Annotated in this window: 22 protein-coding genes; 8 read left to right on the top strand and 14 right to left on the bottom strand. The window is 62.5% G+C overall.

Translation table 11 applies throughout. The features are described from left to right. The first annotated feature begins 3 nt into the window (after positions 1 to 3). The 4 genes from VGI36_02155 (at position 4) to VGI36_02140 (ending at position 3,236) form a co-directional block, all read left to right on the top strand. The gene (locus VGI36_02155) at positions 4 to 687 is read left to right on the top strand and encodes an RsmG family class I SAM-dependent methyltransferase (protein HEY2483917.1); all 684 of its coding nucleotides are present in this window, start codon (positions 4 to 6) and stop codon (positions 685 to 687) included. Positions 688 to 828: 141 nt separating this feature from the next. Further along, complete coding sequence (locus VGI36_02150; GenBank protein HEY2483916.1) at positions 829 to 1,671, top strand: AAA family ATPase; 843 nt, start codon at positions 829 to 831, stop codon at positions 1,669 to 1,671. 23 nt (positions 1,672 to 1,694) lie between these two features. Further along, complete coding sequence (locus VGI36_02145) at positions 1,695 to 2,591, top strand: ParB/RepB/Spo0J family partition protein (protein ID HEY2483915.1); 897 nt, start codon at positions 1,695 to 1,697, stop codon at positions 2,589 to 2,591. An 81-nt stretch (positions 2,592 to 2,672) separates the two neighbouring features. Further along, a complete protein-coding gene (locus tag VGI36_02140; protein HEY2483914.1) occupies positions 2,673 to 3,236 on the top strand; it encodes a DNA-3-methyladenine glycosylase I in 564 nt (187 codons plus the stop codon). Here the strand turns inward: VGI36_02140 and VGI36_02135 are convergent. The 5 genes from VGI36_02135 to VGI36_02115 all read right to left on the bottom strand — a co-directional run bounded on the left by VGI36_02135 (position 3,193) and on the right by VGI36_02115 (position 9,341). Beyond that, complete coding sequence (locus VGI36_02135) at positions 3,193 to 4,821, bottom strand: glycosyltransferase family 39 protein (protein HEY2483913.1); 1,629 nt, start codon at positions 4,819 to 4,821, stop codon at positions 3,193 to 3,195. The two genes, VGI36_02140 and VGI36_02135, sit on opposite strands and share 44 nt — an antisense overlap. 156 nt (positions 4,822 to 4,977) lie before the next feature. Further along, positions 4,978 to 6,747, bottom strand: a complete 1,770-nt coding sequence (gene asnB / locus VGI36_02130) for an asparagine synthase (glutamine-hydrolyzing) (protein HEY2483912.1) — start codon at positions 6,745 to 6,747, stop codon at positions 4,978 to 4,980. A 253-nt stretch (positions 6,748 to 7,000) separates the two neighbouring features. Further along, positions 7,001 to 8,173, bottom strand: coding sequence for a GNAT family N-acetyltransferase (locus VGI36_02125; protein HEY2483911.1), 1,173 nt, complete (start codon positions 8,171 to 8,173; stop codon positions 7,001 to 7,003). Between the two features lie 65 nt (positions 8,174 to 8,238). Further along, on the bottom strand, positions 8,239 to 8,706 hold the full coding sequence (locus VGI36_02120; GenBank protein ID HEY2483910.1) for an Rrf2 family transcriptional regulator: 468 nt from the start codon (positions 8,704 to 8,706) through the stop codon (positions 8,239 to 8,241). Next, entirely contained in the window at positions 8,703 to 9,341 is a 639-nt protein-coding gene (locus VGI36_02115; protein ID HEY2483909.1) for a riboflavin synthase, read from the bottom strand. Before VGI36_02115 ends, VGI36_02120 begins: the two co-directional genes overlap by 4 nt. Before the next feature lie 287 nt (positions 9,342 to 9,628). On the opposite strand from VGI36_02115, the gene VGI36_02110 reads away from it, so the two are divergent. Then, positions 9,629 to 10,342 carry an HAD family hydrolase gene (locus tag VGI36_02110; GenBank protein HEY2483908.1) on the top strand — a complete coding sequence of 238 codons (714 nt, stop codon included), beginning with the start codon at positions 9,629 to 9,631 and terminating at the stop codon, positions 10,340 to 10,342. Positions 10,343 to 10,485: 143 nt separating this feature from the next. Beyond that, positions 10,486 to 11,769, top strand: coding sequence for an alkyl sulfatase dimerization domain-containing protein (locus tag VGI36_02105; GenBank protein HEY2483907.1), 1,284 nt, complete (start codon positions 10,486 to 10,488; stop codon positions 11,767 to 11,769). A 138-nt stretch (positions 11,770 to 11,907) separates the two neighbouring features. Here the strand turns inward: VGI36_02105 and VGI36_02100 are convergent, their stop codons facing one another. From VGI36_02100 to VGI36_02085, 4 genes are all read right to left on the bottom strand, one after another. Next, complete coding sequence (locus tag VGI36_02100) at positions 11,908 to 13,143, bottom strand: ABC transporter substrate-binding protein (protein ID HEY2483906.1); 1,236 nt, start codon at positions 13,141 to 13,143, stop codon at positions 11,908 to 11,910. 89 nt (positions 13,144 to 13,232) lie between these two features. Further along, positions 13,233 to 14,081 (bottom strand): MaoC/PaaZ C-terminal domain-containing protein, encoded by an 849-nt coding sequence (locus tag VGI36_02095; protein HEY2483905.1) that lies wholly within the window; start codon positions 14,079 to 14,081, stop codon positions 13,233 to 13,235. A 28-nt stretch (positions 14,082 to 14,109) separates the two neighbouring features. Beyond that, complete coding sequence (gene nagA, locus VGI36_02090; protein HEY2483904.1) at positions 14,110 to 15,273, bottom strand: N-acetylglucosamine-6-phosphate deacetylase; 1,164 nt, start codon at positions 15,271 to 15,273, stop codon at positions 14,110 to 14,112. Positions 15,274 to 15,276: 3 nt separating this feature from the next. Continuing rightward, positions 15,277 to 15,528, bottom strand: coding sequence for a hypothetical protein (locus VGI36_02085; protein HEY2483903.1), 252 nt, complete (start codon positions 15,526 to 15,528; stop codon positions 15,277 to 15,279). Positions 15,529 to 15,677: 149 nt separating this feature from the next. Between VGI36_02085 and VGI36_02080 the strand changes: the two genes are divergently transcribed. Further along, complete coding sequence (locus VGI36_02080; GenBank protein ID HEY2483902.1) at positions 15,678 to 16,607, top strand: hypothetical protein; 930 nt, start codon at positions 15,678 to 15,680, stop codon at positions 16,605 to 16,607. Between the two features lie 98 nt (positions 16,608 to 16,705). Here VGI36_02080 and VGI36_02075 read toward each other — a convergent pair whose 3' ends face one another. The 3 genes from VGI36_02075 to VGI36_02065 form a co-directional block, all read right to left on the bottom strand. Continuing rightward, complete coding sequence (locus VGI36_02075; GenBank protein HEY2483901.1) at positions 16,706 to 17,677, bottom strand: LLM class flavin-dependent oxidoreductase; 972 nt, start codon at positions 17,675 to 17,677, stop codon at positions 16,706 to 16,708. Between the two features lie 18 nt (positions 17,678 to 17,695). Then, positions 17,696 to 18,460 (bottom strand): VOC family protein, encoded by a 765-nt coding sequence (locus VGI36_02070; GenBank protein HEY2483900.1) that lies wholly within the window; start codon positions 18,458 to 18,460, stop codon positions 17,696 to 17,698. Between the two features lie 185 nt (positions 18,461 to 18,645). Continuing rightward, positions 18,646 to 19,539: a hypothetical protein gene (locus VGI36_02065; protein HEY2483899.1), complete on the bottom strand. Its 894-nt coding sequence runs from the start codon at positions 19,537 to 19,539 to the stop codon at positions 18,646 to 18,648. 193 nt (positions 19,540 to 19,732) lie between these two features. Here VGI36_02065 and VGI36_02060 point away from each other — a divergent pair, with 193 nt between their 5' ends. Beyond that, positions 19,733 to 20,920 carry an acyl-CoA dehydrogenase family protein gene (locus VGI36_02060; protein ID HEY2483898.1) on the top strand — a complete coding sequence of 396 codons (1,188 nt, stop codon included), beginning with the start codon at positions 19,733 to 19,735 and terminating at the stop codon, positions 20,918 to 20,920. 65 nt (positions 20,921 to 20,985) lie between these two features. On the opposite strand, the gene VGI36_02055 is transcribed toward VGI36_02060, so the two are convergent. Then, positions 20,986 to 21,621, bottom strand: coding sequence for a class I SAM-dependent methyltransferase (locus VGI36_02055; protein ID HEY2483897.1), 636 nt, complete (start codon positions 21,619 to 21,621; stop codon positions 20,986 to 20,988). A gap of 40 nt (positions 21,622 to 21,661) precedes the next feature. Then, on the bottom strand, positions 21,662 to 21,907 hold the full coding sequence (locus VGI36_02050; protein ID HEY2483896.1) for a hypothetical protein: 246 nt from the start codon (positions 21,905 to 21,907) through the stop codon (positions 21,662 to 21,664). Between the last annotated feature and the right edge of the window lie 24 nt (positions 21,908 to 21,931).

Below are 21,931 nucleotides of genomic sequence, written 5' to 3'. Positions count from 1 at the left end.
CACGTGAAACGTCGCGAGCCGTCCAGTCCTTTCTCCGCGCAGGTACGTCAGATCCTGGAGCACTCTCCTGAGGTCGCGCAAAGCGGTCTTGGCACCGACTTCCTCGACCGCATGGAACAATTTGCAAACGCGCTGCATCTCTGGGGGGCTCGGACTAATCTGACGGCTCATCCCGAGGATCCGGCCGAGGTCGCATTCCACGTCGTCGACAGCCTCGCGCCGCTTACTCTGAATCTCTGCCCCAGCCCCTTGTGCGACGGGGCGCGAGTGCTCGATCTCGGCAGTGGAGCGGGCTTTCCGGGACTGATCTTGGCGGCGGCCTTGGCGGGCGAGTTTACCCTGGCCGAGGCTCGGCGCAAGCGTGCAACGTTCCTTTCGATAGCGGCGGCCGCGATGGGCCTCACCAACGTAAAGGTAACGGCAAGCCGTCTGTCCGCCAAAACGGTCGACGCCGGATTCGACGCAATCACCGCGCGGGCCGTCGGGGAGGCCGGCCTCGAGATCATCGCGCGGGCGTTAGGCCCGCACGGGTGTGCGATCCTTTGGCTCGGTCGCGAGCAGATGGTAAGCGTGGACCGCGTTCTCACTGCGGGACCGTGCTACCTGGCGCGGCACGACTATGTCCTGCGTCGTGGAGCCAAAGCAGTGCGCCGCTCTCTAGTGACCGTCCAACGCAAATCCCTTTAGGCGAGGGCGCCGTCGTCCCTCCCGCGTTCCTTCCTCCGAGACCGGTTAATTAAATTTTGCAGTCTGTGTACAGAAATCTCCGCACCACTTTGATTTCTGTCCTCGCGCGGAGTTTAATATCAAGGGTTAGCAGCGTTTCACGTGAAACGTACGCGTCTTCCCAGAGACGCTGATGAGGTGTTGGTTGGTGTGGGGCGGGTCATCGCAATAGCCAATCAGAAGGGCGGCGTCGGTAAGACTACTACCGCGGTCAATCTCGCGGTCGCGCTGGCGGCGGCGGGGCGCCGGGTTCTCCTCATCGATCTCGATCCGCAGGGCAACGCCACCTCGGGCCTAACGATCGTTAGGAACGGGGAACAGCGCGCCGTCCATTCAAAGACGGTCTACGATGCACTGGTGGTTGGGGTTCCCTTTCACGAAATCGTTCGCGAAGTACGGGCCGGCTTGTTTTTGGCGGCCGGTGGCGGCGATCTGGTCGGTGCCGAGATCGAGCTGGCGACCATGGAAGGGCGCGAGCAGCGGCTGCACACGCTCCTGAATTCGTTAGTACTAGAATATAACTATGTTCTAATCGATACCCCACCGTCGCTCGGGATTCTCACGCTCAATGCGCTGGTGGCCGCCGACACGGTGCTGGTTCCGATGCAGTGTGAGTACTATGCCCTTGAGGGCCTCAGCTCGCTGCTGGCGACTATCCGCAAAGTCAAGAACGCGCTCAGGCCGTCGCTCGAGATCGAAGGGCTGGTGCTCACCATGTTTGATCCGCGCAACCGGCTCTCACATGAGATTGCGGGTGAGGTGCGACGGCATTTTCCCGACAAGGTTTTCGCCAGCGTCATTCCGCGCAGCGTGCGTCTGTCGGAAAGTCCGAGCCACGGCCTGTCAGTACTCGAATACGAGGGCAAGTCGGCGGGAGCCGAGAAATATCGGAGCTTGGCGATCGAGATAATGGCGCGCGATGGGACGGCTGCATTGCCGGGATGACCGGCGGGGTGGGAGGAGACGGAATGCTGCGACGACCGCTGGGGCGAGGGCTCGATGCGCTGATCGAAAACACGCTTGCACAACCGCCGGTAAGCCAGGTGAGTTTGGTGCGCCTGGAGGAGATTGCACCGGGGCCGTATCAGCCGCGCACCTACTTCGATCCGGAGGGTCTCGCGGAACTCGCCCAGGCGATCAAAAGCCAGGGCATCATCGAACCCCTGATCGTGCGGCTCACCGGCGCCGACGGTTCGAGCCGGCAGCCCTACCAGCTAATCGCCGGCGAGCGGCGCCTGCGCGCTGCGCGGCTGGCCGGATTGGAGCGCGTGCCGGTCCTGCCGCGCGAACTCGACGACCGCGGTGCGCTCGAGATGGCCCTGGTCGAAAACCTGGCCCGCGAGGAACTCAATCCGGTCGAAGAAGGACGTGCGCTCAAGCGCCTTAACCAGGATTTCGGTCAGACCCACGACGACATCGCGGCGCGCATCGGCAAGAGTCGGCCCTACGTGAGCAACGCGATCCGGCTGCTGGACTTGCCCGAGCCGGTACTCGACCTGATCGCGCAGAGTAAGTTGACCGTGGGTCAGTCGCGCCCCCTGCTCGCGCTCGCTTCCGCCGATGCACAAATCGCCGCGGCACGCGCCATCGTCGAGCGCGGGCTGACCGCGCGGAGCGCCGAAGCGCTGGCCCAGGAACAACGTCGCAGGCGCAACACCGGCACGCCGCGCCCTGCGCCTGATGACCCCAATCTGAATGCACTCGTGGAGGGATTACAGCGCGCTCTCAAGCGCAAGGTCCGAATCATTAAGAAGCGGGGAAAGAGCCCCGGGCGCGTCGAGCTCGACTACTACGACGAGCCCGACCTGACCGCGCTCGCGTCGGCGCTCATGGGCGAATCGCGCGGGGTCGCCACGCACGCGTGAAACCTCCCTCAGCTCCGCTGATTTTGGGTGGGGCGGCGGCGATATGCCTTTGTTTCAGCAAACCGCTAGATTGTGCTTGGCGTGAAAACCCCTACGCGATGTTTCTGGGCCAACAATGACCTCGAGATCGCCTACCACGATGGCGAGTGGGGTGTCCCGCTCCACGATGACGATAAGCTGTTCGAGTTTCTGATTCTCGAGGGCGCGCAGGCCGGCCTTAGCTGGGACACGATTCTCCGCAAGCGCGAGCACTATCGCGCCGCCTATGACGGATTTGACCCGCGCAAGGTCGCAAAGTACGGCAAACGCGAAATCGCCCGGCTGCTCAACAACGAGGGCATCGTCCGCAATCGCCTGAAGATCGATTCCTCGATTGCCAACGCGAAAGCATTCCTTGCGGTGCAGGAGGAGTTCGGCAGCTTCGATGCCTACGTATGGCAGTTCGTGGGCGGCAAGCCCAAGCGCAACGCGCTGCGCCAGCGTAGCGACCTGCTCGCTTCGACCGCCGAATCCGATGCGCTGAGCAAGGACCTACGCAAACGCGCCTTCAGCTTCGTTGGCACCACTATCTGTTATGCGTTTATGCAGGCGGTCGGGATGGTCAACGACCACATGACCAACTGCTTCCGCTACAGGCAAGTCTGAGCGCCCTCGAAATCTGTCGCTGGCGCCGCTGCGGCACCTTCATCCGTGCAAGCCTCGCCCTTTCGGTTCGCGCGTAGGTTTTCCCGCGGCGCAGCAGGACGATCTTGCGCTGGCCGTGCTCGCTGGTGAGTACCGGCGTCAAGTCGAGCGCTTCAGACTGATGCGCCTTCCACACCTTAAGCGGCAGGATCACGTAGCCCGGCGGCGCATCGCCGAGCTTGTCCTTCAACGCCGGCGCGTTGCGATCGAGATAAAAGAGCAGCGGCGACAGTTCTTCGTCGAAGCCGAACGTGTAGAGCGGATCGTTGCTGCCCACCACTTGGAGAATTTCCTCGGCCGCGGGTCGATAGCTGCTGTCCGCGCAGTCACGCATCTCACGGCGCGGAATATAGAGGAAATTGAACACGATCAACCCGGCGCAGGTCGCGACGTAGGTCCATTTGGCAATGACCCCCCAAGGAAAGCGCGCGATCCGGAGAAACAACCACGCGATCAGAATCGCATTGGCCGGCCACAGGGGTAGCAGGTAGGCGCGCCGTTTATACGCGGCGAGATTGAAGAACAAGACCGTTACGATCCAGAAGATCGCGAACAGCCGCATCGCAGAGCCGGCTCGAGCAGTTTCCGGGGTCGCCGGCTTAAGGCCGCTGACGACTTCCTGCTCGGCCGTGGAGTTGCGCGGCCACAATACGGCGCCGACCGCGATGGGAGCCAACAGGCTTAGCGGAGCAGAATTCAGGAAGACGGGTTTGAGGTAGTAGAGCGGCGACATTGCGCCAAGCGATCCGAAGAACCGTCCGAAATTCTCGCTGCCGATCTGACGGTTGAGGAATCCGAACCGGCCGCCCAGATAGCAGGCCGCGTACCAGCTCAGGGCAACCATCGCGCCGATCAAGAGCGGCCCCGGCTCCAGGAGCGCGGGCAGCTGTCGAAACCGCCGCTCGTACAACATGAAAGCCAGCATGGCGGCACCCGGCACGAGGGCGCCGACCGGACCCTTGGAAAGCACCGCCAGTCCCATCACGACGGCGAGCACGTACAGACGTAGCCGCCGCTCCAACGCCTCCCGCGCCCCGGTAGCCACCCGCTCCGGAAGCCACCACACGAACACCAACAGCGCCAGTGTTTCAAAGAAGCACAGCGTCATGTCGACCCGCGCCATCCGGCCCTGGCTGATGTATTGATACGATCCCGCCAGCGCGAGCCCGGCTAAAACCGCACCCTCGGCGCCCAGCAGCGCGGCGGCCGCAACCATAGTAAGGATTGCTCCCGCGATCGCGTAGCCTGCCGCAACCGCGCGCACCCCGCGCACCGTCACCCGGCCGATACCGCCGAGCCGGTCGAACGCAGCAGCCGTCCAGTGAAACAGCGGCGGCTTGTACATCGGCTGCTTGGCGTTCTCGAGGGGGAACAGCAACTCGTGATGCTCGACCATCTGCTGCACGAATACCGCCTCCACTGCTTCATCGCCGCTGCAGAGGTCGCTGGCGCCCAACCGGTGCAAGGTCAGGACCGCGACGGCGAGCGCGATTGCCGCGCACATGACCATCGCGCCGCGCTGGGACTTCCACGACGAAGGAGTCATGGTCGTGCCCCCGCGGGAAGAGGGTGGCCGGCCGCGCCTCCGACGAGGGCCGCAGCAACGACAAGCCGGGGTCCGAACCGCACCGGTGGCGCTTCCCAAGCCGCCGTCAGGTGCAGGAAAGGAGACGAGCGACCTGCGCGCCCAACCGGCGACAGGTTATCCACGCAAAGCGGCCGCGGCGAGCACATCCTCGATATTTCCGTCGTATGGAACACCCAGTACGTGTCTGCTGTGCCACAGTGCGTAGAACAGCAGGCTCCACGCGGCCTGAGGATTTTTTTCCGGGTAGGCGAACACGCGCTGAACATCCGTCTTGCTAAAGGCTTCGGCAATCCCCGGCTGCGCCGCGACCTGGTCTTTGACCACCGATCTGCGGGCTGCGATCCATTCGCCCACCGGCGGATTAAAACCCAACTTCTTCGCGTATGGCTGCGCCGCGGGAACATTGCGCGCCAGCCAATCGCGCAGGAGACGCTTGCTCATCCGGGTCGTTGCTTTGGCCTCGTCGGGCAGCCGCAACGCGAAATCGGCGACCATCGGATCGAGAAACGGAGTGCGTCCCTCGAGGCTGTTAGCCATCAGGCATCGGTCCAGCTTGGTCAGTAGGTCGTTGGGCAGCCATTCGGCGCAATCCACAGCTTGCAATTTCTGGATGAAAGTCCGCTCGCTGGTCGCTTCGCGACGTTCCGTTTCGTTGAGTCCGTCGCGCCAACCGTCGAGCGCACCATTCATAGTTCCGAATGCGGCGAATTCGCCGCGCGTGCGTGCGTGCCTGGTGAGCGCGCCCCTCAGCCAGCGCGCCCGCCGGTAGCGACTGTACCCGCAGAACATCTCATCGCCACCCTCGCCGCTCAGCACCACGGTGACGTGATTCCTCGCCGCCTGGGCAAGTGCGAAGGTAGGAATCGTTGCGGCATCGGTGGTGGGATCGTCGAGCGCATCCGCGATGCGCGGCGCGCGTCTCCAGAAGTAGTCGGCGCTCATTTCCACGATGTGGTGATCGGCGCCGACCGCACGTGCGACCCGGAGCGCGTCGCGACTTTCGTCGGCCACACTGCTCTCTGGAAAACTCGCGCTGATCGCGACTACCGGATTGGGTGAAAGCTGGGCCATCAATCCGACCAGCGTCGAGGAATCGATTCCACCGGACAGGAACAGGCCGTAGGGAACGTCCGATCGAAGATGATGTTCGACGCTGTCGCGCAAGACCTGGTCGAGCTGTCGCAGGGCATCCTGGTAGTCGATCACCAGCGGCGCCCCTGCGGGCAAGGCCGCGCGTCGGTGGCGCTCCACGATTTTTCCGTCGGCAATCACCAGCGTTTCGCCGGGAAGCACGCGATGGATATGCGAGAAGATGGTATCGGCGCCGGTGGTGAACTTGAGTTGCATGAGTTCGACGCGAGCGCGCGGTCGGATCCGGCGCTCGGCCAGCCCCGCCGCCAGGAGTGCGCTGGGCTCGGAAGCGAAAGCGAACAAGGGAGCCTTCTCCACGTAGTAAAGCGGTTTGATTCCAAATGGGTCGCGGGTCAGGACCAGCTTTCCGGCAGCCGGATCGTAGATCGCGATCGCGTACATGCCGCGGAGCTCGTCGACAAACTTAAGACCTTTGCGCCGATAGAGATGCAGGGGGGACTCGCAATCCGATCCGGTGCGAAAGCGCACCTCGGCGAGCTGTTTGCGCAGCTCTGGATCGTTGTAAATCTCGCCATTGGCAACCAGCACCGCGCCCTGATCTTCATACAGCGGCTGGCGGCCGGTCTTGAGATCGATGATGGCCAGGCGGGTGCTCAACAGACCCACGCAACCCGCGACATGGCGCCCGCTGCCGTCCGGCCCGCGATGCGCGAGTGCGGCCTGTAGCACGTCCAGGGTCTCCGGATGGACCGGCCGCCCGTTGGACATCATCACCCCTGCTATGCCGCACATGAGCTATCCAGACATCGGGGTTGCGTTCGAGCGAGTTTCCTTACCGGCGGGTGCACCGCAGCCTCACCCCGGCCCGCAGTGGTAGTCGGGACCCGGGTAGACTGGTTGCACGGTTCTATGATCGGCCAATCTTCGGCGGGCCACGGCGCTGACCGGAAAACAGAAGTGTCGCGAGCGGAGTTCCGCTCCCTGCGCCCGGGAACTCTCCGGTGCGGTTTGCGCCAAGGTGTCGGCTTGGTTCGCACTCCCATTCTCAGTCCAACTTGTAGTGGAAGATGCTGAGTCTCCCGATCCGCGTCCGATCGTAACCGCGCCACTTCGATGCCGGTACTTCTTTGGCTCCGACCCGGCGGAACTTGAGGCGACTGAAAAACCGAGCCGCACGCTCTTCGCTGGTGCATGCAAACACATACCGCAGCATTCGCGCCCGTGCCTCGCTCACCACCTCCTTGACCAGCTCCACGGCTACCCCTTCGCCCTGGAAGCGGGTGAGCGTGTACAGGGCGGTGATCTCGCCCGCGCGTTCCCGCCGATACGGATCGGTCAGCAGTGCACAAATCCCGGCCAGGTGTTCATCGCCGATTCGGTAGCCGAAGCACGAGGGAAGGATCTTCGCGATCTGCTCCTCGCTGCGGGACAGCAGAGAGCCTTCACTCTGCCCGCGCATAATGAGCGCTTCGACTTCTTCGAAGTCATCGATGGAAATCGGCTGCACGTGACCGTAGGGAGTTTCAGTGAACAAGGTCCCTGCCCCGATAAAGCTGAACAGTTCTTCGTACACGTCGCGCGGGGCGACCAGGTTCACGGAGCCGACCCCGTCTTTGAGAGCGCGCGCGGCGGAGCGAATTATCGCCCGTCGTACCCGCGAGCGGATTCCCCGCGTCGTGCGCGGGATCCGTTTGCTTTCGACGAAGGATAGCCGATTGCCTTTGCGATCGACGAGCCCATCCTGGCGATCGAGAAAGATAAGTTTGAAGACGCGCAGCCGGCTGGCCAGCTCTTGCGCGAACACCACCAGGTCGTCTTCCTCCTCATCGCTGGTCGAGGCGACCACTATAGAGCCCGCACGCAACCCTTCCCAGATTTGGGCTACGGCGCCATCGGGCGGATAAGGGCGCGAGCGCACGCCGACCGAGGGATTAAACACCGGCACTGGTCCGCTTGGCGCGTGCCGGCCCATCCGGCGCAGGAGCTTGGGCAGCGCGCTCCGAGAAACGATCACGATGCAGCGGGTCTGGTTCTTCTTGAGATGACGCAGCGTATGTAACAGTGAGTTGAAGTCGCTGATGCGAGTGCCGGCCGGCGGAACCATCGCGAACAGCAGGCTCTTACCGTAGAACTCCTCGAGATAGAAGCTTTCCTCGGAAAAGCTGCGAGTGCGCGACCGTTCGCCCGCGGGCTGAGAAACCGATGACGGGTCGTTCACCGCTGGATGCCCGGCTCACGGCGGGCTGGACCCGGCAAGATGGAGAGTTCCGCAGAGAACACTGGTTATTGTTTGCCGACCGATTCGGACCGAGCTGTCCCACCGGTGAGGGGACTACCTGGAGCCTTACTCGATGCGACTTCAGACAGCGAAGTATCAGAGAACACTTCCAGCAGCACGCGCTGCCCTTTCTCCCAGACCCGGTACATCCTGCAGGTCGGCTGCAGCGCGCACGAACTGGATCCGTCGGTGCAGATGTTGAGTGTGATCGGACCTTCGACCGCCTCGATGATGTCGCGGAAGGTGATCTGCGGGGCGGAGCGCGCGAGCTGATAGCCGCCACCGGGGCCGCGCCGCGCCTGGACCAGTCCACGTCGCATCAGGTCGCGAATCACTTTCTCCAGGTAGTACTTGGGAATCTGTTCGTGCCGGGCGATTTCGCTTCCGCGCGCGACTCCCGCCGGACGATCCGCGAGGTAGATCATTGCACGCAACGCGTACTCGATCTTGCGCGGTATCTGCATCAGGCTCATCGCGCGGCTCCCGCCTGGGCCTGCGCCGACGCGAGGGAGGCGAATCCCCGCTGGACCAGCATCTTCTCGACGTACTTGACCAACATGTCGCTTTCGAAGTTTACCTTGTCGCCAGCTTTTCGGTCGCCAAGCGTGGTGACCTTGAGGGTATGCGGAATCAGCGCCACCGAAAATTGACGGCCCTTGATCGCGAAACAGGTCAGGCTGATTCCGTCGAGCGCCACGGATCCTTTCTCCACCAGGTACCGAACCTCGCTGGCCGGCGCCTCGAAGGTGAAGAGCCGCGAGCTCCCCTCGGGCTTGACGGAAACGATCCGCGCGACGCCATCCACGTGCCCGGCCACCAGGTGGCCACTGAGCAGCTTGTCCATCGTGAGGCATCGCTCGAGGTTAATCCGGTCTCCGGCCTTGAGCTTGCCCAAGGTCGAGCGGCGCAGGGTCTCGGCGGAAAGGTCGGCGGAAATTTTTCCCCGTCCTTTCGCCACGACCGTAACGCAGACCCCGTTAAAGCAAATCGAATCGCCAATATCGATCTTACTCAGAGGCAGCGCGGTTTTGACCGTCATCACCGCGCCCTGCGGAACGCGCTTGACACTAGCGATGCTGCCCAAGTCTTCGATTATTCCGGTGTACATTGCGCCTTCCACTTATGATCCGCGGTGCGAGTGGGCAAAGCAAAAAATCCAGAAAAATCTTATCTTTTCGCCAGACGGTGAAGCAACCCGGGTACGGGTCTGCCCCAAACACCGGTCACTATCGCCCATTGGGCTAGCTTCCCGGCTTGCGCCGGTACCATAACGAGAGGCTGTCCGACCGCCAGCGATGTCTTCGGCGATTTGAGACCGAGTTAGGGCTGTGTTTAAGCCGGGGAGCGCGGCTTGGGATATAGCGCTCGTAACCTCGGACCTCTAAGCTCATCACCATGGCAGCGCAGGAAAAATCAGGCTCTTCGCGGGCGTCGGCGGTCAAAGCACTGCTGTTCGACTTTGGCGGAACGCTGGCGTTTCTCGATTACGAATTACTCGCGCACGAGTTCAGTCGTTCGGGGCGCAAACTCGATGCGCTCGCGCTTGAGTATGCGGAGTACCAGGGCCGTGCGATGCTCGATCGGTTCATGATGGGCGAGCGTCGAGGCGACGTGAACGACGGCTACCAACAATTCTTCCGCGGCTGGATGCGCGCGGCAGGAATTCCCGAGGAGGAAGTGCCCGGGTACGCTGTGCGCTTCCAAGAGATTCATCGCGAGCGGACCCTGTGGCATGTGGTGAGGCCCGGAACTGTTGAAGCGCTGGAGCGGCTCAAGTCGCAGGGGTTCAAACTGGCGGTCGTCTCGAACGCGGACGGCAACGTCGAGAGAGATGCGAAAGACTTTGGGCTCGCGCCGTTTTTCGACACCATCGTGGACTCGCACGTGGTCGGCGTGGCCAAACCCGATCCGCGAATTTTTCATATCGCTCTTGAACGCCTGGGCGTGACACCCAAAGAGGCGCGTTTCGCCGGAGATATCTACTCGATCGATATGGTTGGTGCGCGCGCGGCAGGAATCGAAGGGGCACTCATCGACCAGCATGATCGCTATCACTGGGTAGAACATCGCAAGATTCGTCACGTCGGCCAACTGCATCCATTGAGTTAGCTGTGTTGTAGACACCGGTCTATCGGAAATTACCGGAGAGGGTATGCAGTTGGGGGCGTGGACCGACCAACCCTCGTTTGCAAGTCGTCGGCGGTTGCGCGGCCGCGAGTACGGGGCGGATAATCCGCCCGGTCGACAAGCCTATGGGCGTAGTCAGGGAGACCTCCGAAAAACTGATCCGTGGCGAAATTTCAACGCGCCAGCTTCACCCGCTCATGGCGACCGGCGAGAGCGAGGAAGTCGCCGACGGCGTGATGTTCTACCGCTGGTTCGCGAACGTCACCGCTATTAAAACCCGCGAAGGGCTGGTGCTGATCGATACCGGGGCCTACTTCAATCAGTCCGCTACTCTCGAACTGCTGCGCAAGTTTTCCCCGGAGCGGGTGAACACCGCGATCTATACCCATGGACACGTCGACCATGCCTGTGGCACTCCGGCGCTGCTCGCCGAGGCGCGCAAGAACAACCTCGCGCGCCCACGCGTGGTCGGGCACCGCGCCGTGGCGGCACGCTTCGACCGCTACAAGCGGACCCTCGGTTATAACAGCGCGGTCAACACGCGTCAGTTCAGCCGCCAGTCGCAATGGCCTACCGAGTACGTGTACCCCGACACCTATTTCGACAATCAGCTCAACGTGGTTGCGGGTGATCACAAATTCGAATGTCATCACGCGCGCGGCGAGACCGACGACCACTGTTGGGTCTACATTCCGCAGCGTAAAGTGCTGTGCACCGGAGATTTCATCATCTGGGCGGTGCCCAACGCGGGCAATCCACAGAAGGTCCAGCGCTACGCACGCGATTGGGCCGAGGCGCTCCGCGCGATGAGCAAACTGGGCGCGGAAGTGCTGGTGCCTGGCCACGGCTACCCGGTGTTCGGCGCGCTGACCGTGAGACGGATGCTCAACGACACCGCCGAGTTTCTTCAGGGTCTCTACGATACGACCGTCGCGATGATGAACGCGGACGCGACGCTTGACGAGATAATCCACGCGGTCAAGCCGCGACCCGATCTGGCCGAGAAACCGTACCTCCAGCCGGTCTACGATGATCCCGAGTTCATCGTGCGCAACATCTGGCGACTGGAAGGCGGATGGTATGACGGCGTTCCCTCAAACCTGCAGCCCGCAACCGACGCTGAGCGGGGTCGCGAGATTGCGGCGCTGGCGGGTGGAGTCGATAAAATTGTCACGCGGGCGTTGGAAAAACTCGTGGCAGGCGAGTTGGCTCTTGCCGCGCACCTAGTCGATTGGGCCGTCGCCGCGGCTCCGGATGATCGTCCAGCGCACCAGGCGCGGGTCTCCATTTACGAAGCTCGCGCCGAAAGAGCGATCTCCACCATGGCGCACGGTATCTTCCGCTCGGCCGCCCTTGCCTCGGCGAAAAAGCTGGGACAGGAGCCACCGCCCGACCAGCGCAGTTTCTGAGATTGAGTCACCGACCGAGGCCGGAAGACGCTCCACCCCGGATGCGTTCAACGCTCTGGGGGAAACCTCTCGCGAAGGAATCTCGCTCCCGGTGAACGACTTTCGCAAACTTCGATGTGGTGGATTCCGCTTGCGAACTTAATTGCGATCCAGTTCGTAACCGTCGCCGCGGTTGCGTTTGCCGCGGTTTCCTAACCCCAAGAGCTGCGCGCCGGCCTCCAGGAGGCGCCATCCAGCGGAATACTCGCTCGATCCGCGATCGCCGAGCGGCGGGTGGGGCTCGATCGGTACCTTGCTGCCCTTGTGCCACTGCACGGTCAGCATGTGATGCGCGACCTGGCAGCCAGTTTCGGGATCGATTTCGAAAGCGCCAAACAGGGTTCCGGTTCGAAGCGTCGAAAATTGTTCGCGCATCCTCACCTGGTCGCAGGTGCCAAGCTTCCCGATGACATCGGCGGCCAGAACCCCCGCCGCGTAAGCCTGTGCAGCGACGTAATCGCATGTGGCGGTGCGGGTCTGGGTGCGCATCCGATACGCAAACTCACGGGAATTCGGTCCCAGCTCGGGAATAACTTGCGAATCTGGCTCCCACTGGCTGGTTCCCACGATTCCCTCCGCGCGCTCGCCAAGGTCGGTGCCGAATCTGCTCCGCCCGGCCGCGACGCACGCCAGCACCGGGATATTGAGTTCTGAATCGAGAACCGCGCGCATCACCGCTAGATCGTGGTCATAGCTGCCGGCACTGACCAGTGAATTGATTCGATCCCGGCGCAGCGTGCTCACCAGCACCTCGCTCGCCTGCCCCGAATCTAACCGCTCCTCCCATTTGACGCGCAGGCGCACGCCTTTGCGCCGAACCGGAGGCTCACGTATGCAAGCCTGCGCGCCAATGCTGAGCGAACGTGTGAAGTCCGTCGGTTCGGTGATTAGCGCCAGACGCTTGCGCCAGAACTTGAGCGACGCAAGCAAGCGAATGAATTCGTCGAGATATTGGCTGGCGGGAGTTGGCAGTCCCACGATCATCTTGTATCCGCGTCGATAGATACCGTCGGCGGCAGCGGCGTGATTAATGAACACGCGGCCATGTTCCTCCGCAATCGGTGCGGCAACTGCAGTAAGTTCGCTGGAGTAAGGTCCCAACACGATGTCGCTGCCGGTGCCTGCACATAGCTCGCGATAGATCGCTGCGCAGCGGGTTTGCTCGCTGCGATCGTCGTGGCAGCGCAACGCAAAGTAGCTGCGTTCTGCGCCAATCATTACTCCACCGGCGGCGTTGATGTCGGCGACGAAAAGCTGCAGTGCGTCCTCGATTTGACGTCCGAGCGGCGCGAATTTGCCGCTCAGTGAAAGCGAAAGCCCCAGAGTTATGTTCACTGCAGCATCCTCGGCGCGACGAAGCTGGAGCCAAACTCCGCAGCTCAACTACGCCAGCTCGGGGTTTCATCCGTAGCCGGCGCCGCTGATTAAGACACTTCGGCGATCCCGCCGCGAATGACGGCCTGACCGTCGCTTGCGCTGGTCTGGTATGCGAAAGCGCGACGTCCCTCCCGCTCTCCTTCGGGCCACACGCGGGTGGTGATCGTTTCGCCCGGGCGCACCGGACGCGAAAATCGCACGCGCAGCCGCTTAAGACGGGTGGGGTCGCCGTCGCAGAGATTGTCGATCATGACTTTCGAGGTGAAAGCCATGGTGCAAAGGCCGTGCACGATGATTCCAGGCAGGCCCGCCATTCGCGCCACGTTTTCATCGACGTGAATCGGATTGCGATCGCCCGAAGCTTCCGCGTAACGGAGGGTCTGATCCGCATCGATGCTTTGTGCAACGGTCAACATGGGCTCGCCGCCCGGTGGCTCATCAGTACGCGTCTCTTGCGGGCTTGAGCGCCGGCCACCCCCCCGAATGAATGCACTGAAAACTGAATGGTTCACCGCCACCCCATTCTGATTCACCGCGCTCAGGTCGACGGTCATCGTTTCGCCCGTCGCCTTGGTATCAATCGCGGTGATTTTTGCGCGTGAGGTAATCCGGTCGCCGGGGCGAATCGGAGCCAGGAAAGACATGTCTTGTTCGCCGTGGACCAGGCGCAGCAGGTCGGCCCCCGTCTCGGGGTCCATTACCGCGTTGAGGGTCGAGCTCCAGGTTACCACCACCGCGAACATGGGCGGTGCAACCAGGCCACCCGGCCGGGCCGCCTCAAAGAATGCCGGATTGTCGTCGTTGTAAGCTCGCGCATATTTTTGGATCGCGGCGGCGGTGACCTCGGTGGTTACCGGAGCAAATTCTCTGCCGATGCACGACTTGTTGAGAGGCATTTTGCTTAACCTCATTTCTGGTGACTAATCAACTCAGTTCGCGACCGCCGACGAATACCGCCCGCAATTCGAGCGCACGGTTCAGTACTATCAGATCGGCCCAACAGCTCGGCACCAGTTGCCCGCGATTGCGAAGCCCGAGTACCGCGGCCGGGTTGGTAGATGCCATAACCGCTGCTTCGGCCAGCGGCACCCCGACTTCGCGCTGCATCAAGCGCACGCCGTCGAGCATCGAAATGATGCTTCCCGCAAGGGTGCCGTCCGCCAGCCGCGCGGCGCCACGATCGATTCGTGCCCGGCCGGAGCCTACATCCCAACTCGCCTCGCCCCCGGTTCCCGCCAGCGGGACCATGTCGGTGGTGAGGACGATTCCCGGAGTGCCGCGCGCCCGCCAGGCCAGCCGCAGTACCTCCGGATGCACATGGACGCCGTCCGGTATGAAGGCGGATCGGGCGGCGGAGGGCGCCAGCGCAAGCGCAACCACTCCGGGGTCGCGATGGTTCAGCGGACGCATGGCGTTGCACACGTGGGTGAACATCCGCGCGCCAGCAGCCACTCCCGCGCGCGCCTCTTCCAACGTCGCATCGGTATGACCGAGGGAAACCGCTACGCCGAGTCCGGTCAGCTGCTTGATGGCATCCAGCGCACCCGGCAGCTCGGGCGCGAGCGTTACCAGTTTCACGGCTGGCAGCGCGCGCAGCCGCTCGAACGCTTCGCCGCGCGGCTCGAGGTTCAACGGGGGATGCGCCCCGAGCCGCCTTGGCGAAATGAACGGCCCTTCCAGATGCATACCGAGAATCGTGGCGGCCACGGCCGGGCCTTTCTGCTCGGCCGCGAGCGAGGTGGCTTGGGCGATAGCGGCATGCACCTGCTCGATGCGCTCGACGGTCGCGGTCACCGCCGTAGGCAGCCACGCGGTCGTTCCCTCAGGCGCCAGCTTTCGGCCGATCCCGACTATCGCTTCGGGTGAGGCCGTCATCACGCCGGCGCCGTGTGCTCCGTTCACCTGCAGGTCGACGAATCCGGGCAGGATGTAATCGTCGCTCGAGGTCGGTGCCGCGTGAACCTCGACGATTCGATCGGAAAAGGTGATTTGCCCGCGGGTCAGCGTCCCGTCCGGCTGTGCGATTTCGCCGCTCAGCGTTCTCAAGCCGTGACGAGCCATGGTCCCGTCGTGGTGCGCGGCGTGCACATACTAGTTCGCGTCGAAACGCTCCTGGAGTAGGCGCGAAAATCGCGGCAGATAGACAAGGTCGAAGGTCTCTTCCTTCCCCGGAAACATCGAGACCGCCGCGCCCTTGAGCGCCAGCACGTGCCGCCAGGCCTCCTCGAGAGTCATGTCGCAGTCCTGCACGATGGTTGCGAAGGTCAGGTCGACCAGGAACCGCAGCCGGCGGATCATTTTGTTCTCATGTTCAATTGCGGCTTTAAGGTCGGAATCTGTCATGGCTTTACTCCTTGCGACCGAGGGGCGAGCCCGAGCCATTATCTTCACGCTATCGGGAGCTAGCGGTCAAATGAAGAGGGAAAAGCGCAAAACGATTGCGGCCTGTTCCGCGCCGAAACGGGTGGTGCACTTGTCTTGGATTGGACAGGATGACAACCTCTAGCCGCGTGGGGCAGACACGGCTCAAGAGCAGCTTCATATATCTTGCCAATGCGGTAAACGATCTCCGCGGCAACTGGAGCGTTCTTGCGCTCATCGCCGCTCCGCTTGCGCTTGCCGCCTCGCTCTGTCTGCTGCCCGATGCGCTGAACCTGCAGCATCGCGTGGTCCAAACCTTCGAGGCGGCGGGTGGCCAGAGCGTTTCCTTCATACCCGCGCAAGCTCATCCAGAACCCTCGCCACCGCCCGACACCTCGCAGCCGCCGCTCTACCCGGTCTGGTTTACGCGGATTCTCCACCTGCTTTCAATCGCGATTACGGTATCCCTGAAGCTAGTCATCCTGTGCGCGCTGCAAAGGATGTGGGAAAAGACCCGCGCGCCCGATCTCATCGCCGAAAGCATCGCGATCTATCGGCGCGCCCTGCAACTGGTTCCCGGTTTCGCGCTCGTGGTTCTGCTGCAATGGCTTGCTACCATTGTTGGTTTCGCTTTGCTGGTGGTGCCGGGGCTGGTGGTTTACGTCTGGCTGTACTTCGCAGAGTACTCGCTGGTGTTCGATGGCCGTCGCAGCTGGCTTGCGTTGCTCTTCAGTCGTGATCTGATGCGTGGCCGGTTCTTCAAGGTCGCTCTCAGGGTGGTCGTGTTTCTCGCGGTCTGGTCGGGATACAACTCGTGGGCGGCGACCGTGTTTGTGGCGGCTAGCTTGCTGTTGGGGCCTGTAAGCGTAATGACGAACTCCATCGCGGCGTCGATCTTTGTGCTCGACCTGTTCGCGGTCGCCGTAACTTACGCGACCATCGCCTTTTTTACTGCAGCCGGCGTGCGACTGTACCAGGACCTCGGCGTGATTGCGGAGGAACCCGCTGCCGAAGCAGTCGCGATGCAAGCGACGGTGCCGCTCGGCAGCGCACCGGCGTGAGTTGCCGTCGGCGGGGGCCGGTCAAATGACCGCAGGGCGCCTTCCCGGAAAATGGATTCTCGTCTTGGGAACCAGGACCGCGCGGTTGTAGACCAAGCTTACTGATTAACCAGCGGCAGCACCTCGTGCACGAGGCGCTGGAACTGCCCCGCCTGGTCCCACGACGTGATACGGAGGGTTATGGTCTTGGCACCGGCGCGTGCGATCGCGCGCAAGTCTTCTGCGCACTGCTTGGGGGTGCCGGCCGCGGTCCACCCCTCGACCATTGGCGGCGCGAACACCGGTCCGTAGTATTCGTCGAGGAAGCGTTTCGATTCCTGCAGCGCCGCATCGCGGTCGGGATTAATGTTGATGTTGTGATACGCGATGGTTGGGTAGGTCGCGGGATCCTTGCCAGCCTCTTTCAGATGTCCGGCGAGCTTCTCCCAGTTTGCGGCGAAGAGTCCGGGAAACGCGTTAGCTGACATCCAGCCGTCGGCAATTCGCACCACGCGCCGCAGCGGCTTCTCGGCCTCGTGCGGCTGCGGGTTGGCCGCGATCCAGATGGGACAGGGTTGCTGAATCGGCCGCGGTGTGACCGTGACGTCGTTGAACGAGTGATACTTGCCCTGGAAACTGACACGGTCCTCGCTCCAGAGCCGCCGGCAAATCTCGATATTTTCCGCCATCCGGTTGCCGCGCGCGGTATCCTTGATTCCCCACGCGCTGCCCTCACGCGCACTCACTCCTCCCGCGACAATTCCGGTGCAAACCACCAGCACCATCCGGCCGCCGGAAATCAGATCCAGCGTCGCCCACTGAAGGGCAAACACGATCGGATCACGAATCGGAAAGCTGGCCATGCATCCGACCCCAAGCCTCACGCGGGTGGTTGCTGCGGAGAGCGCGCCGAGCAGGGAAATCGAATCGGGGCGCGGCTTGGCCATCACGCTATCGCCAACCCACAGCGAGTCGAACAGCGCAATCCGATCGGCTTCGCGCGCCAGCGCGATCATCTGGGGCCAGGTTGCGACTCCAAAGAGAACCCCGCGCTGCGGAATCGTGAATCCGAAACTGACTGGGCTGGCCATGTTCGTTCCTCCGCTCGCTTAACCTATGGTCAAACGCGCGCCCTGCAGCAGGGCGGGATCGAGCCGGGCGCCGGAGCCGCCGGCCAGCACTACGCCAAAAGGAGATTGCCCGCGCAGCTTGATCCAATCGACCAGCGGACCCTCCTCGCTCTTCGGTGCGACCAACTCGATCGCGTGCGGCCCGATGGTAAACCGCACCCCAACGCCATCGAGGTCCGGCCGCTGGATTGGCACCGCGGGACGGCCAAGCACGCGTGCATACGGGACACTGGTTGCGCCCGGATCCGCGACTGCGACCGTCATAATCCTCAGGCCGGTCACGCCGTTGTGATGTGATCGTTGCCGCGGCACGCGTTCATCGCGCGGAGTTTCATCCTTGATCAGAAAAGGTGCTCTCCCATTGAACGGCGGGCCGGGGATGGAAAGCACCCAACTGAGCCGAAAGCCGTCCGGCCGGTCGCGCGTCATCGGGTTGGCGGCGCTCATTGGAACGCCGGCCTGGCGCATTGCTTCCGCGTCGGCTTCGAGATCATCGGTCTGCATGCAGAAGTCGACCAGGCCACCGCCTTTCTCCAAGGCGGCGTACCAGGGATGCCCGCCGACCGAATCAAGGAACGCGATCAATTCGATGTAGGCACCATCGGCCAGCGCGATCAGTGCGTTATGCGAGCCGATATTGTGGCGTCCGCCCCGAACTACCGTGAACCCGGCTGCCGTATAGTCGCGGATGGCCGCTTCCAATTCGGGAACGACAATCACGAAGTGATCGATACCGTTGAACATGCGCCCTCCTTCTATTTTTGAGCTTGCGGCCTGTGAGATCGGCGCGAAGAACAACGAGCGAGATTTACTAGAGATGCGCGCGCCGCATCAACTGCAAGGTTGGAGTCCGCTCCCGCTCGGCATGGGCGAGGGAGGCAGAACTAGAGCGGGCCGTCCGCGTGGGGGAGGCGAGCGGGCGAGGAGGCTTAATTTTGTCCGAGGGGCTCGCATTTCAGCCCCCGCGGTCCTCCGCGCCCTGCCTCTTCATCAGAAAAGCTCTTAAACGAGCGAGACCGGTTTCCTTCCGCATAACGCCGTCCCAGGTTAAACCACTCGAGACCCGGGAGGGCGCGGGTTTTAGAATCCAACTTGCCCAGCGCGCTCAGTCCCGCGTCATCGGGGAACATGAACGCGCAGACGCGTCGCATCGACTCGTCGCCGCGCACCGTCACTCCCACTGGCGTCCAGAAACGGCGCAGCAGAAACGAGGTCAGGCGCTGCGCGGCAAGCGGCCTAAGCCGAGTCCGCGCCTGGTGGAAGTAGAACGCGAAGTGTCGTCGCTCATCCTTGATAATTCGCTCCAGAATGGTGGTAAGCAGCGACGGCTCGCGTCCCGGTGCACCAGGATCGGTCTGGCGAATGACCGCTTCGTAGCCGGTCAGGGTCGAGAATTCGTTGATCGCGCCCCAGGTCATATGCACTGCGGGAAAATGACGGGTCGCCCGCGACACTAGGCGCGCGAGCGGAACGATCACCTGGTCCGCGAGACTGCGGCGACGGCGCAACTCGGAAAACCGGCGATCGTTAATTTCAACTCCCTGCCGCCCGAGAAAGCGCCGCAGCAACAACGAATGGAAAAACTCCTCGTACGCCCAGCACGAGAGAAAAGCGGTGACATCCACTTCGCGCACGATCTCGGTAGACAGCAATTCCCGCAAATACACTATGGTGTGCGATTCGATGTCCATCATGTAGGCGAGGCAAAACAGCGCCTCGTTACTGAGCTGCGGTTGGGGCCGATCCCAATCAAACGCGGCGGGCTTGCTGGCACCAGATGCGCGCAGATAGCGATCGAGGTCGAAGCTTAAGTCGGTGGCCATTCACCCCATATACGCGGCGCAAGCGCGAGTGGATTGGCGGCGCGGGCAAGGGCATGGCGCACGAGGGACCGTTCCCTCAGAGCATCTCTTGCCGGGCGTGCGCGGAAGGCGCTACTCAAGAGGCGGCAGGTTCGCTAGCATCTATCTCGGTCCGCGCAGGCATCGCGAAATAACGCAGGAGCAGTCCGTCCCGATGGATTTCAACTGGTCGCCCGAACAGGAAAAGTATCGTGCTGAGGCCCGCTCGTGGCTTGAAGCCAATCGGCCCAGCCCGCTTGGCAAAAACGACGATCCCGAGTTTGCCGGCGACGATGCGCAATGGCAGCGCCTCAAGCAGTGGCACAAGCGGCTGTATGAAGCCGGCTGGGCGGGGCTCACCTGGCCCAAGGAATTCGGCGGCCGTGGCGCCACTTTCATAGAACAGGTCATTTTTCAGCAGGAACTCGGTCGACAGGGACTGCCGATGGGCTGCAACACGCTGGGCGTCATCATGACCGGGCCGGCTTTGATGCAGTGGGGAACCGAGGAACAAAAAAAGCGCTACCTGCAACCCATCCTCGCTGGCGACGAGATCTGGTGCGAGGGCATGTCGGAACCGGGAGCGGGTTCCGACCTGGCCGCACTGCAGACGCGCGCGGAGTTGAAGGGCGACTACTTTGTGGTCAACGGCCAGAAAGTATGGACCACGATCGCGCATCGCTCCCACTTCTGCCAGCTATTCGTGCGTACCGATCCCGAGGCGCCCAAGCACAAGGGGTTGAGTGCACTGCTGGTTGATATGAAATCGCCGGGCGTGACGGTCCGACCGCTCAAGCAAATCACCGGCGACTCCGAGTTCAACGAGATTTTTTTCGAGGACGCAAAGGTTCCCAAGCAGAATTTGCTCGGACCGCTCAACCAGGGATGGCAGGTGCTGGTCTCCACCCTAATGCACGAGCGGTTCGGGATCGGCGAGACCCTGGGCGGCACTGAACAGATCCTCGCGCAGCTCGTCGAGATGGCCAAAGGAATTCAGCTCGATGGTCATCGCGCGATCGAGGAAGACGACATCCGTCAGCAACTCGCCCAGTTTGCGATCGAAGTGACGGCCAAGAAGTACAACGGGCTGCGCACGCTGTCGCGCCGTCTCAAGGGATTATTGCCCGGCCCGGAGGCATCGGTTTCTAAACTGATCTCGACCGAGTTGGGTCAGCGGATGACCAAGTTCTCCGCACGGCTGCTCGGCGAGTATGCGATGCTGGAGCCGCACTCGCCGTTTGCCCCGCATGGCGACTGGATGAAGCGAATCCTGCAGTCGGAATCGATGACGATCGCGGGCGGCACCTCGCCGGTGCAGAAGAACATGATCGGCGAGCGTGTGCTCGGTCTGCCCAAGGGCTGAGAGCCGCTACCGGATCCAGAGCCGGGACGATGCACCCGCGGACATCGCCAGCGGTGTCCGCGCGATCATTTGAACTCGAGGCCGCGCGTGCAGCGACTGACTTCGAGCCCACTCCCAACCGGCAGCAACACCGATTGGAGGTCGGACTTCGCGCGGACATGCCTGCGGTAGTCCTCGGCGTCCCTGCGGGAAAATTCCGGGAATATCATGTTGTCCGCGATTACCATCGCGCCGCTGCCCAGCTTCGGATAGAAAAGGTCGAAGCACGGGATGTAGAGGTCCTTCCACAAATCCAGCAGCACGAAGTCGATGGGTCCCGGGAGCGCCGCGATCGATTCGCGCGCGTCCCCGAGTTTGAATTCCGCGAACTCAGCCAAGCCCGCGCTACTCAGTGCTCGGCGGGCGTATTCCTGTTTGCCGGGGTGGACATCCATCGAGATGACCTTGCCGCTGGTCGCGCGCGCGGCCTCGGCGAGCCACACCGTCGAGTAGCCGTGTGAGGTGCCCAGCTCGAGGATGGTGCGCGCCTTTGCCTCTTTGATGAGGAGGTTCATCAACTGACCGGTCGCCGGTCCGACCGCCAGCAGAAACTCGTCGATGTGTTTGGTGAACTCGGCCGGAGCTAGCTCCTGCATCCGTTTTGTCTCGGCAGCCGCGCGCTCCTCGTACCTGCGCAGAACCGCTTCGATAGCACTATCCACTTGGAAATCCTTGAGAGAAGGAAATCAGGGGCGGCCCGGCTCAGCGCTGCATCGCCTGGAACAGCAGCGGACCCGCTTCGGTCATGATCTCGCCGACGATTTCGGACAGTGGCTTGCTTGGCATGGCCAGCTTGTCCGTAAGCGACGTGATCACCGCCAGGTAACGCTGCTTGGTTTCGGCACTGATGGTTTCCAGCCGAACCGTTTCCATTACTTCGACATAGCGGCGGTGAACTTCACAGATCGCGATGTCGGTCGGGTCGGTAAGTTTTTTTGTCCGTGCCATGATAGAAACCCCGGGTTCCGCGCA

The sequence above is a fragment of the Candidatus Binataceae bacterium genome, from assembly GCA_036495685.1.
Taxonomy (GTDB): Bacteria; Desulfobacterota; Binatia; order Binatales; family Binataceae; genus JAFAHS01.
The sequence above is the reverse complement of the archived record's forward strand: the minus strand, read 5'-3'. Positions and strand labels throughout refer to the sequence as shown.

Coding starts and splice junctions, on each gene's coding strand:
- VGI36_02145 (HEY2483915.1), top strand. CDS start 1,695: ATGCTGCGACGACCGCTGGGGCGAGGGCTCGATGCGCTGATCGAAAAC.
- VGI36_02135 (HEY2483913.1), bottom strand. CDS start 4,821: ATGACTCCTTCGTCGTGGAAGTCCCAGCGCGGCGCGATGGTCATGTGC.
- asnB (HEY2483912.1), bottom strand. CDS start 6,747: ATGTGCGGCATAGCAGGGGTGATGATGTCCAACGGGCGGCCGGTCCAT.
- VGI36_02120 (HEY2483910.1), bottom strand. CDS start 8,706: ATGAGCCTGATGCAGATACCGCGCAAGATCGAGTACGCGTTGCGTGCA.
- VGI36_02115 (HEY2483909.1), bottom strand. CDS start 9,341: ATGTACACCGGAATAATCGAAGACTTGGGCAGCATCGCTAGTGTCAAG.
- VGI36_02110 (HEY2483908.1), top strand. CDS start 9,629: ATGGCAGCGCAGGAAAAATCAGGCTCTTCGCGGGCGTCGGCGGTCAAA.
- VGI36_02105 (HEY2483907.1), top strand. CDS start 10,486: ATGGGCGTAGTCAGGGAGACCTCCGAAAAACTGATCCGTGGCGAAATT.
- VGI36_02095 (HEY2483905.1), bottom strand. CDS start 14,081: ATGCCTCTCAACAAGTCGTGCATCGGCAGAGAATTTGCTCCGGTAACC.
- VGI36_02085 (HEY2483903.1), bottom strand. CDS start 15,528: ATGACAGATTCCGACCTTAAAGCCGCAATTGAACATGAGAACAAAATG.
- VGI36_02080 (HEY2483902.1), top strand. CDS start 15,678: ATGACAACCTCTAGCCGCGTGGGGCAGACACGGCTCAAGAGCAGCTTC.
- VGI36_02075 (HEY2483901.1), bottom strand. CDS start 17,677: ATGGCCAGCCCAGTCAGTTTCGGATTCACGATTCCGCAGCGCGGGGTT.
- VGI36_02070 (HEY2483900.1), bottom strand. CDS start 18,460: ATGTTCAACGGTATCGATCACTTCGTGATTGTCGTTCCCGAATTGGAA.
- VGI36_02065 (HEY2483899.1), bottom strand. CDS start 19,539: ATGGCCACCGACTTAAGCTTCGACCTCGATCGCTATCTGCGCGCATCT.
- VGI36_02060 (HEY2483898.1), top strand. CDS start 19,733: ATGGATTTCAACTGGTCGCCCGAACAGGAAAAGTATCGTGCTGAGGCC.
- VGI36_02050 (HEY2483896.1), bottom strand. CDS start 21,907: ATGGCACGGACAAAAAAACTTACCGACCCGACCGACATCGCGATCTGT.